This window comes from Pontibacter pudoricolor (assembly GCF_010092985.1).
GTDB classification, from domain to species: Bacteria; Bacteroidota; Bacteroidia; order Cytophagales; family Hymenobacteraceae; genus Pontibacter; species Pontibacter pudoricolor.
On the sequence record NZ_CP048106.1, the window covers coordinates 1,743,685 to 1,761,538 of the forward strand.

Genomic DNA, 17,854 nt, shown 5'->3' on the forward strand with positions numbered 1-17,854 from the left:
TGTAAAAACAACCGGGGCGTTTAAAAAGAGGTAACGAGCGGATTCGAACCGCTGTAGCAGCTTTTGCAGAGCTGAGCCTAGCCACTCGGCCACGTTACCCTGTTATTGGGTGTGCAAATATACACAGAGTTGTATGCTTGTCAAACTATAAGAGCAAGAAATTTTATATAACTGTACTAAGTCAGGCCTTATCAGCTAGTTAGATTTTTATAGTCGTACCGATACCTCCTAAGCTTCTTTCTCCTGCTTGCTATATTTCTTCAGTTGCTCTACCATTTTCTTGGCTGTTGCACTATAATCAGTTTTATACTTCGCCATTAATTCCTCCCGCGTCGTTTCAGCACCTTTCTTCTGCTTCTCCCACAGCACCGATAATGTTGCAAAAGGGGGCAACAGTATACCCATGTCATTGTAAAAGTTACTGATATTGGCAATAATATGCTGGGCTCCGTCAGAATCACCGGTAATTACAATACCGCCGGTTTTACCGCGCAGCCTCGACTCCTTTCCTTCCAGTATTTCATCGTGCAATTCATCCAGTCGTTCAATCACCTTTTGTATTTCCGATGACTGGTTATTCCACCAGATAGGAGTAGCTAAAATGATGATATCAGATTCCAACAGTTTCTGAAGTATACCCGGCCATTGATCTCCTGAACCCATGTTGCTATAAGTTCCCGGAAGTATAGTATGCTCTACCAGTTTAATAATAGTACAGTCTATGCCATGCTCCTTTAAAACTGAAGAAAGAAATTCTGATAAAACTTCAGTGTTGGAAAGGCCTTCTTTTTTCAGCGTTCCCAGGAGTATAACTGCTTTCATAAGTAGAGCTGATTGATGTGTTACTAAGCTCTTAAACTATAACACAAAGATTAAGTTTAGCACCGGGTTACATACCTGCAGCCCAAGAGAGTAATGTCATCGTTATATCTTAGGAATAATCACTTTGGTTAAAAACAAAAAGGCCCCGGATTGCTCCGGGGCCTTTCATTATAAGACAAGCTTAAGATTAAGCGTTGCTCTCTTCTTCAGATGCTTCTTCGTCAGAACCTTTAGACTTCTTTGCAGCAGCCTCCAGTTTCTTAACGCCAGCTTCTTTCTCGTTGTCCATCATCTTCTCTTTCAGAGCAGATAGTGCATCCAGGTCACCTAAAGTAGACTTGTCAGCTTCTTTCTGAACTTTCGGAGCTTTCTCTTTCTTCTCGCCTGTAGCAGCAGGAGCTTTCTTGGTAGCCTTAGCTACGCGGGCAGCATCAGCGCTCTCAGTGTGCGTAGATGTATGAGAAAGGATGATCTTACGATCTTCTTTAGAGAATTCAGTTACTCTGAAGTCAAGGCTTTCACCTGCTTCAACCTGAGAACCGTCTTCTTTCGTTAAGCCTTTCGGGAAAGCAAAACCTTCGATACCGTAAGGTAACTCAAGTACTGCACCACGCTCAGACTTCTCCAGAACTGAAGCTCTGTGTACAGATCCTATGTTGAATACAGATTCAAAAGTATCCCAAGGGTTCTCTTCCAGCTGCTTATGGCCTAATGCAAGTCTTCTGTTCGGAACATCAAGCTCCAGAACAACTACATCAAGGTTTTCACCAACTTTAACGAACTCAGATGGATGCTTGATCTTCTTAGTCCATGAAAGGTCAGAAACGTGTACAAGACCGTCAACACCTTCTTCAAGCTCTAAGAACAGACCGAAGTTTGTAAGGTTACGAACTACGCCAGTGTGCTTGGTGCCTACTGCATATTTCGTTAATACATCTTCTTTTGTCCAAGGATCTTCCGTAAGCTGCTTAATGCCCAGAGACATTTTGCGCTCTTCTCTGTCAAGAGTCAATACAACTGCTTCAACCTCGTCGCCTTGCTTAATGAAGTCTTGTGGGTTGCGCAGGTGCTGAGACCATGACATTTCAGAAACGTGGATAAGACCTTCTACACCTGGCATAAGCTCAAGGAACGCGCCGTAATCAGCAACGTTTACGATCTTACCTTTAACACGTGAACCAACTTCGATCTCAGCTGGAAGAGCATCCCACGGATGTGGAGTAAGCTGCTTCATACCAAGAGAGATACGCTTCTTGTCTTCATCAAAGTCAAGAACTACGATCTGTACTTTCTGGTCAAGCTGCAATACTTCTTCCGGGTGGTTGATACGTCCCCATGAAATATCTGTAATGTGAAGCAGACCGTCTACGCCACCAAGGTCGATGAACACACCGAAGTTTGTCATGTTCTTGATAACACCTTCCAGAACCTGACCTTTTTCCAGGTTGTTCAGGATGGCTGCACGCTGCTGCTCCAGGTCTTTCTCGATAAGTACTTTGTGAGATACAACCACGTTGTCGAAAGCGGCGTTGATTTTCACAACTTTCACTTCCATTTTCTTACCTACAAACACATCGAAGTCGCGGATTGGCTTAACGTCGATCTGAGAACCTGGTAAGAACGCTTCAACACCGTAAAGGTCCATGATAAGACCACCTTTGGTTCTTCTCTTAACGATACCTTCCAGAATGTTATCATTCTCAAGTGCATCGTAGATTTTAGCCCAGGCAGAAACGATTTTCGCTTTCTTACGGGATAAGATAAGCTGGCCGTTCGGATCTTCCTGGTCTTCAATAAATACTTCAACTTCGTCACCGATTTTCAGGTCAGGCAGATCTCTGAATTCTGAAGTAGCAACCAAGCCGTCTGATTTGAAACCGATGTTCAGGATCACGTCACGATCAGTGATACCAACAACTGTTCCTTTAACAACCTCCTGCTCCTGTACGGTAGTCAGGGTGTCGTCATACATTTTTTCCATTTCGGCTTTTTCTTCTTTGCTGTAGCCGCCGCCGAAACCTTGAGACTCAAACTTGTCCCAATCGAAATTTTCTGGAGAATTACTCATATTGTTTTGCTGCTCTGGAATAGCCATCAACCTAGAGCAATGGGTTGATTTGGTTTAGTTTTACATTTCCTGCTGATTTACAGGACCATTCACCTGAATGAGCCGCAAAAGTAACTCTTTTTCAGATTAAAAACCAATGCTAATCAGGGAAAGTATAGAGCCAGGTAGCAGAGGCTGTTACAGTATTAGTGAAAGTGTGGTTAACCCTATCCCAGCCCTCTCCTAAAAAGAGGGCCCCTACCCCAAAACAGGGGAAGGAGTTTTTAAATTTGTCATTTCGAACAACGTGAGAAATCTGATACAGCTATAGTTAGAGTTGGTGTTATCGTAATCGTTTTGCTCGCGCGTATCTTCCTGCTGGCGCGAGCGTCCTCGCTCGTGACTTATGATGGGGTTGCAACTGGCCCGGCAGGGACAGGAATTAGTAATAACTCTGGCTATGGTTCTATAGTTACTGTGGTTCAACCACCCCTGCCCCTCAGAGCTACGCTCGCTACCTTCGAAATCGCTTCCCGGTAGTCTAAGGCGGGGAGCTTTTCTGCCGCAGCTATAGTTGAGGTTATAGTCTTATAGTTGGCTATTGTCATCCCCCAACCCTTCAAAGACAAGGTTATTTCATTCTCCTTTTTGTCATCCTGTAAGGATCCTGGTGGCAAGTAGCATAGGCTTAACCTCCCTCCAACTAAGTTTCTTAACAGAATGACAGGAAATTTTAGACTATAAGAATGAAACGGCACTACCTTCAAATGGGGAATTTGGATATTCCTATAGTTGGCGATCTTACAGCCCCCGCTGTTTCGGACATCCTTGCCCGAAACCCAGCTGCTGCGGACGTCAACGTCCTCGTTATTCGTATTGCTGGGACAAGGATGTCCCACGCAGTTTTACTTCCGAACATAGAAGTCCGAAAGAGCATCAGAGAGCATCAGATAAGAGCGCTAAAATTACCTGGTTAAAATTCCCCTCCACGGAGGGGAAGGGGTGAGTAAATTTCTTCCATCATAAAACCGCAGAAAGCCTAACAGAGCAGCTCTAAATACTCAGCCAATTATTACAAAACCATACACCTCTATAATCTCACGGTTTCGTCTGTCAAAAATCGTGTTTATAGTTTTAAAGTTGCACCTATAGTTTAAGTACAGATATACTACAACCTGGTTATCTATAGTTTATATAGCTTAAACTAAATATTTTAGCAACTCTATAGTACTACTATTTCTCCATCCCGAGGTAAACGCCCCAGTCCTGATTGCTTGTATTGAGGTGCATTTTAAGGAAAAACTGGAGCGATGGTTTTACCGGTTTACGGATAAGTTTGAGGCCGGCTTCTTCGGGGGTTCGGTCGCCTTTGCGGGTGTTGCAACGCGAGCATGCTGTAACCAGATTCAACCAGTTGCTCCCTCCTCCCCGGCTTCGCGGCAGCAGGTGATCCAGGGTCAGGTTCTTTACAGTTCCGCAATACTGGCAGGTATAGTTGTCGCGGCGCATGATGTTATGGCGGCTCAGGGCAATGCCATAGTATGGCACATGCACATAGCGCTGCAACCGGATAACAGAAGGGACAGGATAAACTTTGGTAATGGTCCGCAGTTCTTCTTCAGACTTTGTTACCATTTCGGCTTTGTCGAGGTAAACGAGCAGGAAAGCCTTGTGCACCGAGCACACAGCAATGGCGCTGAAGTCCTGGTTAAGGATGAGAACTTTATCTTTCATAGGGTGCACACTGTACTGAATAATAAGCTTCTACGGAAAAAACCAACAGCTTACGGTAAAGTTCAGCGGAAATAGCAGCCTATGCCTGAAAAATGCGCTTAATAATGCGGAGTTTATGAGAATAACGCTTGCGGTCGGCGTTGTAAATGCCATTATGGTCCAGGGTATCGATGCGGACCTCACCGCTGGCATGCATGATCCTCTGGTCTTCTAAAACGATACCTACGTGTATGATGCGGCCTTCGTCGTTATCAAAAAAGGCAAGGTCACCGGGCAGGGTCTGATTCACGAAATGTACTTCTTCGCCGCTGGTAACCTGCTGGTACGCATCGCGGGGCAGCTGCACGCCGCAAATCCCATACACCTGCTGCGCAAATCCGGAGCAATCTATCCCGAAAACCGATTTACCTCCCCACAGGTAAGGGGCTTTCATAAAGTTCTGGGCTACTTTTACCAGCTGAGCTATAGTTGACCCTGATTCAGGGTTGGATGCGCGGCCATTGTACAGGTAAGTCTTCTCGCCTATACGCACGTTCATTCCATCAAAGAAAGGCAAATAACAGCCAATACCAACCGGAATACGATCATCGGCACTACTGATAACCTGCACCAGGTCCATGGAACGCGGGTGTTGCGCCTGCTTCCATTCCTGGTAGTATTCCTTTGAAATAATGTTATGCTGATTCTGATCGATCCAGCCCTGGTAACCGTCTGTAGCGAGCCGTATGCGCAACCACTTATCCTGACGGCTGATGATCTCATAACACTCCCCAAAAAGCACCTGTGTTACCAGCTCAGCTCTGTTAGATGGTTCGGCGCGCATCGGCACCAGGCTCAGCATACTTATTCCGTAGTCCAATTCTTTTAATGATTAATGGTTAATGAGTAATGAATAATTAAGGTTAGCTCTTTTTTAAAGCTATTAATCATTCATCATTATTAATTATTCATTGCGCGCTGGCGCGCTTAATACCCGCTTCGGTCCATTTCGCGCTTCACATCCTTTTCTTTGATGTCCTGGCGCTTATCGTATAGTTTCTTACCGCGAGCCAGCGCTATCTCTACTTTGGCGAAACCGCGGTCACTCACAAAAAATCGGGTCGGAATTATAGTTACCCCCTGCTCTTCTGCTCCTTTTTCCAGCTTTTTGAGTTCGCGTTTATTCAGCAGCAGTTTGCGGGCACGCATGGGCTCATGGTTATAGTGCGTGCCTTCGGTGTAGGTAGAGATGTGCGTATTGTGCAGCCATAGTTCCCCATTCTGGAACACACAGTAACCGTCCTGCATGTTCACCTTACCCTCACGTACCGATTTTATCTCCGTACCCTTCAGCATCACGCCGGCGGTGTACTTGTCCAGGAACTGGAACTCGAAGGATGCCCTGCGGTTAACGATGTTTACGTGCTTCTTTATTCTGTCCTTTTCTTTGGCCATTATGCTGTCTTAGGTGCCAAAACTTTGGCTAATTTTTCTTTTTCAAAATTTTCTGACCGGTTTCTCCGTCAGCTACCAATCTATCGCCTACATACGCCTCAAACCGGCAGATCACTTCATTCCCGTTCACTTCCGAAAGTATCGCTTTTATAGCTATAGTTTCACCTTCAAAAGCGGGGCTTTTATGATTGATAATCAGAAAGATGCCTATTCCTTCTTCATCTTCTTCTTTCATCTCCAACACAAACAACCGGCCCGCCCACTCCGCAGCCTGCGCCAGCGAAAACGTAGAACAAACCGCATGTACCAGGCCATCCTCAAAACGCGCAAAATCAGCAGCAGTTACAAGCTTCTGGTAAACTCTGGTATCGCCTATCTGGAAAGGGTTAGTCATAAGACCAGTGATTAAGGGGATTATACTTATTGTTTATGATTTTCTCTGAATCAGTATTTTCTTCGGAACTATAGTACTTACAAGATTACGAAAATTAAAGGCCAAACTATAGTTGGACAATCCTTCTAAATCAGGAAAATCGCTTTAATCACTGGTTATAGTTTCATCCTCGGATCCGGGCTGGCATACTGCGTCGCAAAGTCTCCTTTAAGGTACTGGTAATGAGCCGTCATGGCTATCATTGCTGCATTATCGGTGCAATACTGAAAGGCTGGTATGTATACGTTCCAGTTATAGCGTTTGGCGTACTCCTGAAGCGTAGACCGAAGGCCCGAATTGGCAGATACGCCGCCGGCAATCGCCACTTCTTTTATACCTAAATCCTTTGTTGCCTGTACCACTTTCTTCAGCAAGGTCTTTATTAACGTATGCTGTACGCTGGCGCAAATATCATTTATGTTTTCCTGTACAAAGTTCGGGTTCTCTTTCGTTCTATCTCTCAGGAAGTATAGCACTGATGTTTTGATTCCGCTGAATGAGTAGTCGTAGCCGGGCATGTTGCCTACCGGGAACTCGAACGCATTCGGGTTACCTTGCGCGGCAGCCTTATCGAGCATCGGTCCGCCGGGGTAAGGCAGGCCCAGCATTTTGGCAGTTTTATCGAAGGCCTCTCCAACGGCATCGTCGGTAGTTTGCCCGATGATCTCCATATCCAGGTGGTCTTTTACCAAAACGATCTGGGTATGGCCGCCACTAACGGTCAGGCACAGGAACGGAAAGTTAGGTTTCGGGTCATCTATAAAATGAGCCAGGATGTGTGCCTGCATGTGGTTTACATCTATCAGGGGGATGTTTAGACCCAGCGCAAACGACTTGGCAAAAGTGCAGCCAACCAGCAAGGCACCTAAAAGGCCGGGGCCACGCGTAAAAGCTACTGCACTTAACTCATTTTTAGTTACATTTGCTGTGTTCAGGGCTTCGGTTACAACAGGAATAATGTTTTGCTGATGTGCCCGCGAAGCCAGTTCTGGTACCACGCCGCCATACTTTTCGTGTACGGCCTGAGTAGCAATTATATTCGACAATACTTTGCCGCCGCGTATAACGGCTGCCGAGGTCTCGTCGCAGGAAGATTCAATAGCTAAAATTGTAAGTTCGGTCATCTTTTGGAAAAAGAACAGTCCATAAATTACTTCAAAGTTATAGGAAAAGCACTACTTCACACAGTTTTAGAGCTTTTCATGTTGCTTTTGCTGCTATTTATAGCTGTATTCTTTGCTATTCGCATTCCGGCAGTGCAAACCCACATAGCTCAGCGCGCTGCCACCTGGCTCTCAGAAGCTACCAACCACAATGTGAGTGTAGGCCGTGTTGACATCGAGTTTTTCAGCAACGTGATACTGGAGCAGGTGCAAATCCGCGACTATAAACAGAACGAGCTGTTTTACATCGGCCGCATCGAGGCAGATATTGCCGCCTTCTCTATTCTGCACCCCAACTCGCTAAGCATAGCTACCCTGGAATTGCAGGAACCACGCGCCAACCTGGTTTATTACCAAGGATCGGATTCGCTTAACGCCGGAGAATTTTTTGAAGCCTTAGGCGACCTGTTTGTAAAAGATACGACCAAAGTTTCCAAGCCCTTTAAGTTCGACTTGGCTGAGTTGATCATCAAGAATGGCCGCTTTACTTACGACGACTTCAACAAGCCACTTGCCCAGCATGGCATGGACTACTCCCACCTTACCGTAGATAGCATCTATGGAAATTTTGATGCGCTCGTACTGGCCGATACATTGAAAGCGCATATCACCAACTTCAGCGCTATCGAAAAACGATCTGATACGCACCTCCGAAAGCTGGACACTAAAATGACGTATGCTGCTACGTTCTGGGAGTGGGCTGATCTGGACCTGAGAGTACAGGATAGTAACGTCCGGGATTTTGTGCGTTTCGATTTTAACCGGTTTAAGAACTTTACTAGCTTTAACGACAGCGTAACCATGACCGCCAACCTGCGCGACTCTTATGTGTATGCTAAAGACATCGCTAAATTCACGACGCTGCTGAAGGATTATAACGATGAAGAGATCCAGGTCAACTCGATCAACTATAAAGGGAAAGTCTCTAATTTCAGTGCCGACAGCGTGGACCTGGAATATGGGCAGAACACTCATATAGTTGGAAGCATCAGTGCCGATGGTCTGCCAAACTTTAAAGAGACCTTTGCCAACCTGAAGCTGAAGCCATCAACTATAGATGCCGATGACATTAAGCAGTTTTTGCCGCGTGATGCTTATGAGGTGGCTGACAGACTGGGCACTGTTAAACTGGACGGCCGTTTCCTGGGTTTTTATAACGACTTTGTAGCCAATGGTAGCTTTGCAACCGCACTGGGCAATGTCCGCTCCGACATTAACCTGAAAATTGACGATGACAAGCGCACCTCTTCTTATAAAGGTTTTGTGAGCACCAAAGGCTTTAACCTGGGTAAACTAATCAACCGCACCGATCTTATCACAACTATATCTATGAGCGGCCAGGTTGCAGGCTCCGGTTTTACTCTGGAAGATGCCAACGTGGATGTGGATGCCACTATAAACCAGCTGAATTTTAAGAACTATAACTACCAGAACATTGTAGCGAACGGAAACCTGAGCCGGCAGAAGTTTATAGGGCAGGTTTCTATAAATGACCCTAACCTGGTTTTTGATGCAGATGGCGAAGTTTACCTGTCAAGCAATAAACAAGCCTTTAACATGGTCGCCAATTTACAGAAAGTAGATCTGCAGGCGCTGCATTTCTCGAAGGATCCTTTAACTATACGTGCCAATGCCAATCTTAATTTTAAGGGTCTGCGCCTTGATGACTTTGTAGGGATAGCCAGTTTCGACAGTGCAACTATAAACTATAAAGGCAAAGAGCTGGCATTAGACTCGCTTTACATAAACTCTGAAATTGTAGAAGGCCAGCGGGCCCTCAACCTGGTATCAGATATGCTAACGCTGCAGGTAGACGGTGACTTTAACTATAGTACCCTGATTGCAGATCTTGACCAGCTGGCCCACGAATACAAACTTAACTTTGAAAGCAACGACCCGGTAACACAGGCCTACTACCGTAGAAAGTCCGGAGCTCCCGCCAATGAGTACAGCCTGAACTATAAACTATACCTGAAAGATGTAAGCCCTTTGCTGGAACTGGTTGTACCGCAACTCAGCATTTCACAGAACACGAACGTGGAAGGCTCCTTCCGGCATGGCAACACGGTTATAGCAACTATGTACGGCACTATTGACACCCTCTCCTACGACGCCTATAACCTGTACCGCAATACATTTGATATCACCTCATCCAAACTGCAGCAAAGCCCGGATGTACTGGCAAGTATTATCTACACCTCGGAAGAGCAGTTGCTGCCGACCGCCGGCATTACCCGCGACTTTTACCTCGAAGGTATCTGGAGTGAGCGTAAGATCGATTTTGCGACCAGTGTGCGTCAGCCCGAATATAATAACCGCGCCACCATTACCGGCGACCTTAATTTTTTAGAAAATCAGATTCAGCTTGTATTTGACAAGTCGAACATAATACTACGGGACATGCCGTGGGCCTTTACGCCGGGCAACACTATAGTTATCGGGGATGCCGGCAAAAGCTTCACCTTCGAAAACTTCGCGATCACAAACCAGCAACAGGTTATCCGGGCACTTGGCTCCATTTCAGAAGACCCGAACAGCACGCTTACGTTAAATGTAGAGCAGTTCGACCTGCGCAACCTGAACACCCTGATGACCGAGAAAATTGCAGGTACCCTTAGTGGCGAAGTAGTAGCAAGGGACATGTATAACCGCGCCTTACTTAACATAAATGCCCGGGTAGATTCTTTTTTACTGGATAATTTTCTGATCGGGGATATATCGGGCAAAGCGGACTGGAACAATGCCATTAAGCAGATGGTAGTGGATGTGGGCATCGACCGGAATAATAAAAAAGTGCTGACCGTAACGGGCAACTATAACCCGAATGCAGTAGATGACCAGCTGGACCTGCTTGCCGTAATGGACCAGGCGCAGCTTAAAATGGTTGAACCACTCCTGAAGCCTATTCTATCTGATCTGCAGGGAGACCTGGAAGGGCGTGTGCGTATACTGGGTCAGCTGACTGCCCCAATTCTTAAAGGTTCTGTTATGGTATCAAACGGGCAATTTAAATTTGACTACCTGAACACCACCTACCGTTTCAACGACCGCGTCTACCTTGGGCCAAACAGCATCAGCTTCCGGAATGCGCAGCTAAGAGACTTGTTCGGCAATACAGCTACCGTTACAGGCGGCATTGCCCACGATGGCTTCTCTAACATGGTGATAGACCTGAGCGCCCGCTACCGCAATTTCATGATCCTGAACACGACCGCTGAGCAGAACGAACTATACTATGGAACGGCTTTCGGAACGGGAACAGCCAGCGTACTTGGTCCGGTAGAAAACCTGCGCATTAATGTAGACGCCCGAAGCGAAGAAAATACCCGCCTTGTAATTCCGCTGGATAACCAGGAAAATATTGCCCGAAAGGATTTCATCAAATTCCTGACCCGCACCCCGGATAGCCTGGCAGTGGCTGTAGATGACCAGAAGGTAGACTTGTCGGGCATTAACATGAATTTTAACCTGGACGTAACCGACGATGCCTATTTCGAGATCATCATTGACAGAACTACCGGCGACGTGATCCGGGGCTCCGGATCCGGCGATATCAGGATGACTATAGACACCCGAGGCGACTTTAATATGTATGGTGTGTTTGAGATAACCAAGGGAGCTTATAACCTGAATTTGCTGGAGGGATTGGTAACCCGCGAATTCAACGTACAGCCCGGCAGCACCATTACCTGGAACGGCGACCCGCTGGGCGGCATTATGAACATAACCGGTAACTATACCCAAATGGCATCGCTTCCGGTTACAGAAACCAGCACCCTGCAGGGCCGCTACCCTATTACCGCAATCATTGACCTGGATGGTCCGTTGCTTACGCCACAGATTACCTTAGGGTTAAACTTTGACCAGGTGCCCCAAACTGCCGAAACAGAAGCCCTTACCAGCGCTATAAAATCCGATGAAGCTGAACTTAACCGGCAGGTTTTCAGCTTAATGGTATTAGGCAGATTATCTCCGCAGGGCACATTTAGTACTGTAGATGCCGGAAGCACAGCAGTTGGCGGTAGTTTGGGTAGTTTATTATCGGGCCAGCTGAGCAACTTCCTTAATAGCATAGACAGCAACCTGGAGATTGATATCGGGTTAGGAAACATTAACCAGGATGCCCTTTCGTCGTTGCAGGTCCGTTTAAGTTATTCGTTTTTCCAGGGCAGGCTGCGTGTAACCAGCGAGGCCGGTTTAGGCAACAGCAACCTGGCCGGAACCACAAAAGACAACGGTTACCAGGGCGACTGGTCGCTGGAGTACTATATAACAAAGAGTGGCGAACTACGCGGACGCATAGAATACAGCACGATACCCCGTGGCTTGCTTGACAGGCGTACCAACAGGCAAAGTTTCAGTTTGCTGCACACCAAGCGTTTCGATAACCTGAAAGAGCTGTTTATGAGCAACCGCCGTCAGCGAAGACTGGAAGAACAGGAACGGCAACAGATCATCCTCGACTCGGACCCACGGCTGAACCTGGAACAATAAAATTAAAGCCCTGCCAGTTACTTGTGCAGGGCTTTTTGTTTTAGAACCAACTCCTTTCCTGATTTTTAAAATATATTCCTAATTTTGTATGGAAGGAGTACCTATGGCAAAGCAACACAGATCAGTTAAAAAGAAGAAGCTCGGGAATTACCCACATACGATGGTGGTATTCAGTATCTCACTTGCCCTGTTCGTGATCGGGCTGTTTGGGTTGCTGCTCATTCATGCCGGCAAGTTATCCGAGAAGGTAAAGGAAAGCATTGAAATGCAACTGTACCTGGATAAGAACCTGACAGGTGTGCAGCTGGCTAACATCAAGAAAAAATTAGCTGCCAAGGAATATGTGGCTATAAAAGGCGATACAGCCCAGGTACGTTTTGTATCGAAAGAGGAAGGTGCAAAAAAATTCCTGGAAACGACCGGTGAAGACTTTACGTCCTTTTTAGGAGAAAACCCGCTCCGCGATGCCTATGTGCTGAACATTAAAGCCGAAAACACGACTCCGGTGCTTATGAAAGGGATACAAAATGACCTGGAAGACGTGGAGGGCGTTTTTGAGGTACAGTACGTTGAATCCAGCTTTATCGAATCTATCAATACCAACATCCAGAAGGTTAGCATTATACTGCTTGGCTTTGCGGCTATACTGCTGGTGGTAGTAACGATACTCATCAATAATACTATAAAACTGGCCTTATACTCGCAGCGCTTCCTTATCCGGAGTATGCAGCTGGTGGGTGCTACCGGTTACTTTATACAACGTCCGTTCCTGAACCGTGCTGCCTGGCAGGGCGTTGTGAGCGGCATTATTGCATCTGTTCTATTATTTGCGCTGATGCAATACGCTTATACTGAGATAGAAGAACTGAAAGAGCTTCGTAACGTCGAACAAACCTATATCCTGATGGGCGCACTGCTCGTAATTGGCTGCATTATCGGGTTCCTGAGCTCATTCCGCGCGGTACGTAAATACCTGCGCCTTTCACTTGACGAACTATACTAACAATGGAAAATAAAGACAGACTTGCCTTTGGCAGAAAAAATTACATCCTGATGCTGGTTGGCATTGTGGTACTGGCTATCGGTTTCATCATCATGACGCTGGATACCGAGCAATATGGCCTTGGCTTTATGGGTATTACTTTAGGCCCTATAGTTGTAATGGCCGGCTTCATCATCGAATTTTTCGCCATCCTTATCAAAGACAAAAACCACGAGTAAATGAGCGTTTGGCAGGCTATTATTTTAGCCATTATTGAAGGGCTTACCGAGTTTTTACCTATTTCCTCTACCGGCCACATGATCATCGCATCGGCCCTGATGGGAATAAATGAATTACCAATTACCAAGATCCTGACTGTAAACATACAGTTCGGGGCTATACTGTCGGTGGTAGTATTGTACTGGAGGCGTTTTCTGCAAAGCTGGAATTTTTACCTGAAGCTGTTGATTGCCTTTATTCCTGCTGCTGTTATTGGTTTTGCCTTAGGTGATATTATAGATGCCATGCTGGAAAGTGTGGTGATTACAGCTATAATGCTGGTGCTTGGTGGCGTGGTGCTTTTGTTTGTAGATAAATGGTTTGCTTTCTCTGAAAAGACGACTGTAAACTACAAAAATGCTTTCCTGATTGGTTTGGCGCAATGTGTGGCCATGATACCAGGGGTTTCGCGCTCGGCAGCATCTATAGTTGGTGGTATGGCGCAGGGCATCGACCGCAAAACTGCTGCGGAGTTCTCTTTCTTTTTAGCAGTGCCCACCATGCTGGCGGCTTCTACTTACAAGCTTCTTACAGACCTGCTGCAACTGGAAATCTCTGACCTCCTTAAATTTGACCTGGTTAAGATCAGGAACAGTTTTGAAATTATAACTGCTGATGACCTGCAACTGTTGCTTGTCGGTAATTTTGTAGCCTTTATAGTTGCCATGATCGCTATCCGGTTCTTTATAAGCTTCCTGACAAAGTATGGCTTTAAAATGTTTGGCTATTACCGTATAGCTTTAGGTGTTGTGTTGCTGGCCCTGCTGGCTATGGGTGTTGATTTAAGAGTTTAAAATGGCCTATAACTTTGAAGCAGGCGAAGTACTGCTTATAGATAAACCGCTTACCTGGACATCGTTTGATGTTGTAAAAAAGGTGCGCAATACATTACGGATAAAGAAGATCGGCCACGCCGGAACCTTAGATCCCTTAGCGTCAGGGTTGCTTATACTTTGCACCGGCAAATTCACCAAAAGTATTGACCAGATTCAGGCACAGGAAAAAGAATACACCGGTACCATCATTTTAGGGCAGTATACCCCTTCTTATGATAAAGAGACCGAAGTAACCGAAACCAAAGACATCAGTCACCTGACTCCTGAAACTATAAAAGCCGCTGCCGATAGCTTTGTCGGAACTATAGAACAGGTACCTCCTATTTACTCGGCGGTGATGGTAGATGGCAAACGCGCCTACGACCTGGCCCGCCGCGGAAAAGCTGCAGAACTGAAGCCGCGAACTATAACCATAAAAGCCTTTGATATAACCGATATTGAAGGTGAAGTGGTCAGCTTTAAAGTTATTTGTACCAAAGGCACCTATATCCGTAGCCTGGCGCATGATCTGGGTGTGAAGCTGCGTGTCGGCGGGCATTTGGGCTCTCTGGTTCGCACACGTATTGGCGACTATAAGCTCGAAGATGCCTTAACTATAGAAGATATTCAGGCAATAAGAAAAGCACAGCTGGAAGCGGATGGAAGTAATTCGTAACATAGCTGATTTTCCGCAACTAAGTTACCCGGTGGTTACCAGCGGCACTTTTGACGGGGTGCATGTTGGTCACCAGAAAATATTACAGCGCGTTATAGAACGTGCGCAGCAGAATAACGGGCAGAGCGTGGTGATCACGTACTGGCCACACCCGCGTCTGGTCCTCTTTCCGGAAGACAACGACCTGAAACTACTCTCAACTATAGACGAGCGTATAGAACAGCTCCGTAGCTTCGGCATCGATTATCTGCTGCTCATCCCTTTTACCAAGGAATTCTCCCGTACCAGTTCGCGCAGCTTTATTACGGATATACTGGTAAAAGCACTGCACACCAAAGTACTGGTTATTGGCTACGACCACCGTTTCGGCAAGAACCGCGAAGGCAGTTTCGAGCACCTGATGGCCCATAGCAGCAAGTATGGTTTTGAAGTAGAAGAAATTCCGCGCGAAGATGTGGATGATGTTGGCGTAAGCTCCACCAAAATACGAAAAGCACTTGAAAGCGGTGACCTGGAAACTGCCACCAGTTATTTGGGCAGATACTATACATTAACCTCAACTATAGTTGAAGGCAATAAGCTTGGCCGAACAATAGGCTATCCAACCGCAAACCTGGCTTTACCCGGACCTAATAAGCTGATACCAGCCAATGGCGTGTATGCTGTGTGGGCAACTATAGATGGTGAGCGCCACCCCGGCATGATGAACATAGGCATGCGCCCGACCGTAGACGGCACCCACCTGACCCTGGAAGTAAACCTGCTTAACTTTAACCGCGACATTTACGGCCAAACTATAACCGTAGCCTTTGTAGCTCATCTCCGACAAGAAGAGAAATTCAGTAGCCTCGATGCATTGAAGGCACAGTTAGCAAGAGATAAGGACGCGACTGCAAAAGTGCTGGGCCTATAGTTTAACTCATTCCACCCTCCCTTCTGAGTAAGCAAAGGAGCTTTGTCTGAACCGGGATTTTCAGGATTAAAGGATTTTCAGGATTGTGCTTTTTACTTTAGGTATAGCTGAAATTCTATAGTTGTTCTTTTGCTGGCGCGGGTTTGCAACCCGTGTCTTACTATGGTGTTGAGTTTTCAACTCAACTGGCCCGAAGGGACAGGCAAAAGTAGTAACGCTGGCTATAGTTCTATAGTTTATGTTGGTTCAACTACCTAATCCATAAAAACTATGCTTGCTATCTTCGAACTCGTGTTCTTGGTAGTCTAAGGAGGAGAGCTTTTGGCTACTTCTCCATCTGTCATCCTGAAAGGATCTTGCTAGAAGGGAGTTAGGAACTTTGCTATAGTCTCATCTTATCGTTTTATAGTTGGCGTTTTAACCCACCCGTGCCCCTCCCGAGAGGGGAATTTTCTGCTTATACTATAGTAGTAGCTATAGTTTTATAGTTACCGTTTTAACACACCTATAGTCCCCCTTCGAAGGCAGGGTCGTTTCATTCTACTAAATTCCGTATAACTTCTTTATTGCTATTAAGTGGAGGGTTATGGTAGGGAAGTTATTATCACATTTAAATCAGGTGACCGATCCCAGAAGAGGTGCGGGCATGCGTCATCCGGTTGGGCTTGTGCTGCTTGTCAGTATTATGGCTGCGATCAGTGGTCTTTGTAGCTACCGGGCCATTGGAGACTTTGTCAAAGCCAATGAGCAGGAGCTTTTCCATATACTGGGGGTAAAAGGCTTCCTTCATTTTCTACTATCAGACGGGTATTGCTAGGCTTGTCGGTCAGTGAACTCTCCCTGGCGCTTTGCCGCTGGCGCAGCCCTGCTATGGGGCACAAGGCATGGGTGCAGGTGGATGGCAAGGCCCTGAAAGGAACAGTGAAGGCCTACAGTGAGCGTAACCAGGACTTTGTGAGTGTGGTAAGCCTGTTTTTTGGCCAGCAACAAGCAGTGCTGGCTGCGGGCAGTTTCCATAACAAGCAAAAGAGTGAGATCCATCTGGCCCAGGAACTTATAGCAGACAGCGCATTAGAGGGAGTGATCTTCACAGCCGATGCGATGCATGCCCAAAAAAACGCTGCAAAGCATTATTGACCGTAAGTGCCATTATGTAATAAAAGTAAAGGCCAATCAGCGCCGCCTGCTGGAGCAGTTACACCTTACCTGTGCCTGTCCTGCTGAAGATGTGAGCCAAAGCAGCAAGCGACACAAAGGGCGCAGCAAACACAGGCAGGTGGAAGTATATAAAGCCTTAGAAGAGGCGGCTGCCAACTGGCCCGCGCTCAACACATTCCTCAAAGTCGGTAGTCGGGGAAAGGTAGCCTACAGGAAAGTGAGTTATTATATCAGTGATCTGCAAGGGCAGGCAAGCGGGTTTGCAGCAGGCATCCAGGGACACTGGGCCATTGAAAACAAGCTGCACTGGGTCAAGGATGCACTGCTGGCAGAAGACAAAAACAAAGCAAAGAAAGGCAATGGGCCAGCCGTGTTGTCCCTGATCCGGGGCTTTGCCATCAGAGCATTAGCTAAATCCACCTTGCCAGTATTACAGACTATAAGAATGGTTACTAACAAGCCATCAAAAATACTAGAACTCCTAGAATGAAACGACCCTGCTCTCGAGAGGGGACACTTCAGCCTTTACCAATTTCCAAACTATAGTTCTATAGTTATGGTCCAGTAGCAGGACAGGTTTACCTGTCCCCTCGAAACTACCACCACGATAATTATCGGAGTTTACCGGTATAAACTATAGCTAAACTACAGCTATGAGAAAGATCGCAGTCTTTGGGTTGAGCACCTTGTGAATGTCTGGTGCCGTCAGGCATTGCGAGGAACGAGCAAAAGAGGTTCGCGCCGCGCGATGCCCGAAGACGGGGCCTCCCGGCCGTGAGGGCACCAAAGCTAGATTGAAACAAAAGGTTTGTAGAGCTCCTAGGAAGAGAGGGGATTTGAAAGAAAGGCTTGGTTTGAGTTGCAACTATAACCAATTATAGAATGTACGTCTCAACTATAAGCT

The 17,854-nt window shown here is 46.4% G+C and carries 17 protein-coding genes and 1 tRNA gene; 9 read left to right on the forward strand and 9 right to left on the reverse strand.

Translation table 11 applies throughout. The annotated features are described in order from the left end of the window. Nucleotides 1-28: 28 nt before the first annotated feature. The 9 genes from GSQ66_RS07465 to tsaD form a co-directional block, all read right to left on the reverse strand. A tRNA-Cys gene (locus tag GSQ66_RS07465) sits at nt 29-99 on the reverse strand. Between the two features lie 129 nt (nt 100-228). After that, nucleotides 229-822, reverse strand: a complete 594-nt coding sequence (locus tag GSQ66_RS07470; protein WP_162426889.1) for a flavodoxin family protein — start codon at nt 820-822, stop codon at nt 229-231. 187 nt (nt 823-1,009) lie between these two features. Beyond that, entirely contained in the window at nt 1,010-2,890 is a 1,881-nt protein-coding gene (gene rpsA, locus GSQ66_RS07475; protein ID WP_162426890.1) for a 30S ribosomal protein S1, read from the reverse strand. Between the two features lie 461 nt (nt 2,891-3,351). Further along, entirely contained in the window at nt 3,352-3,546 is a 195-nt protein-coding gene (locus GSQ66_RS07480; RefSeq protein WP_162426891.1) for a hypothetical protein, read from the reverse strand. Nucleotides 3,547-4,102: 556 nt separating this feature from the next. Beyond that, nucleotides 4,103-4,603, reverse strand: a complete 501-nt coding sequence (locus GSQ66_RS07485) for an HNH endonuclease (RefSeq protein ID WP_162426892.1) — start codon at nt 4,601-4,603, stop codon at nt 4,103-4,105. A 79-nt stretch (nt 4,604-4,682) separates the two neighbouring features. Next, the gene (locus GSQ66_RS07490) at nt 4,683-5,462 is read right to left on the reverse strand and encodes a C40 family peptidase (RefSeq protein ID WP_238395859.1); all 780 of its coding nucleotides are present in this window, start codon (nt 5,460-5,462) and stop codon (nt 4,683-4,685) included. 107 nt (nt 5,463-5,569) lie between these two features. Beyond that, a complete protein-coding gene (gene smpB / locus GSQ66_RS07495; RefSeq protein WP_162426893.1) occupies nt 5,570-6,037 on the reverse strand; it encodes an SsrA-binding protein SmpB in 468 nt (155 codons plus the stop codon). A gap of 28 nt (nt 6,038-6,065) precedes the next feature. After that, entirely contained in the window at nt 6,066-6,431 is a 366-nt protein-coding gene (locus tag GSQ66_RS07500; RefSeq protein ID WP_162426894.1) for a thioesterase family protein, read from the reverse strand. Nucleotides 6,432-6,586: 155 nt separating this feature from the next. Beyond that, the gene (gene tsaD, locus GSQ66_RS07505) at nt 6,587-7,594 is read right to left on the reverse strand and encodes a tRNA (adenosine(37)-N6)-threonylcarbamoyltransferase complex transferase subunit TsaD (protein ID WP_162426895.1); all 1,008 of its coding nucleotides are present in this window, start codon (nt 7,592-7,594) and stop codon (nt 6,587-6,589) included. 78 nt (nt 7,595-7,672) lie between these two features. On the opposite strand from tsaD, the gene GSQ66_RS07510 reads away from it, so the two are divergent. The 9 genes from GSQ66_RS07510 (at nt 7,673) to GSQ66_RS07550 (ending at nt 17,440) form a co-directional block, all read left to right on the forward strand. After that, on the forward strand, nt 7,673-12,127 hold the full coding sequence (locus GSQ66_RS07510) for a translocation/assembly module TamB domain-containing protein (RefSeq protein WP_162426896.1): 4,455 nt from the start codon (nt 7,673-7,675) through the stop codon (nt 12,125-12,127). Between the two features lie 103 nt (nt 12,128-12,230). Further along, nucleotides 12,231-13,130 carry a cell division protein FtsX gene (locus tag GSQ66_RS07515; protein WP_162426897.1) on the forward strand — a complete coding sequence of 300 codons (900 nt, stop codon included), beginning with the start codon at nt 12,231-12,233 and terminating at the stop codon, nt 13,128-13,130. Nucleotides 13,131-13,132: 2 nt separating this feature from the next. After that, nucleotides 13,133-13,348 carry a DUF3098 domain-containing protein gene (locus GSQ66_RS07520; protein WP_162426898.1) on the forward strand — a complete coding sequence of 72 codons (216 nt, stop codon included), beginning with the start codon at nt 13,133-13,135 and terminating at the stop codon, nt 13,346-13,348. Next, the gene (locus tag GSQ66_RS07525; protein ID WP_162426899.1) at nt 13,349-14,182 is read left to right on the forward strand and encodes an undecaprenyl-diphosphate phosphatase; all 834 of its coding nucleotides are present in this window, start codon (nt 13,349-13,351) and stop codon (nt 14,180-14,182) included. A 1-nt stretch (nt 14,183) separates the two neighbouring features. Continuing rightward, a complete protein-coding gene (truB, locus tag GSQ66_RS07530; RefSeq protein ID WP_162426900.1) occupies nt 14,184-14,879 on the forward strand; it encodes a tRNA pseudouridine(55) synthase TruB in 696 nt (231 codons plus the stop codon). Next, on the forward strand, nt 14,863-15,792 hold the full coding sequence (locus GSQ66_RS07535; RefSeq protein WP_162426901.1) for a bifunctional riboflavin kinase/FAD synthetase: 930 nt from the start codon (nt 14,863-14,865) through the stop codon (nt 15,790-15,792). Before truB ends, GSQ66_RS07535 begins: the two co-directional genes overlap by 17 nt. A gap of 646 nt (nt 15,793-16,438) precedes the next feature. Then, nucleotides 16,439-16,609, forward strand: coding sequence for a hypothetical protein (locus GSQ66_RS19230; protein ID WP_394351438.1), 171 nt, complete (start codon nt 16,439-16,441; stop codon nt 16,607-16,609). Nucleotides 16,610-16,611: 2 nt separating this feature from the next. Beyond that, complete coding sequence (locus GSQ66_RS07545) at nt 16,612-16,929, forward strand: hypothetical protein (RefSeq protein WP_162426903.1); 318 nt, start codon at nt 16,612-16,614, stop codon at nt 16,927-16,929. Beyond that, a complete protein-coding gene (locus GSQ66_RS07550; RefSeq protein WP_162426904.1) occupies nt 16,898-17,440 on the forward strand; it encodes an ISAs1 family transposase in 543 nt (180 codons plus the stop codon). The genes GSQ66_RS07545 and GSQ66_RS07550 overlap by 32 nt, the downstream gene beginning before the upstream one ends. Nucleotides 17,441-17,854: the final 414 nt, after the last annotated feature.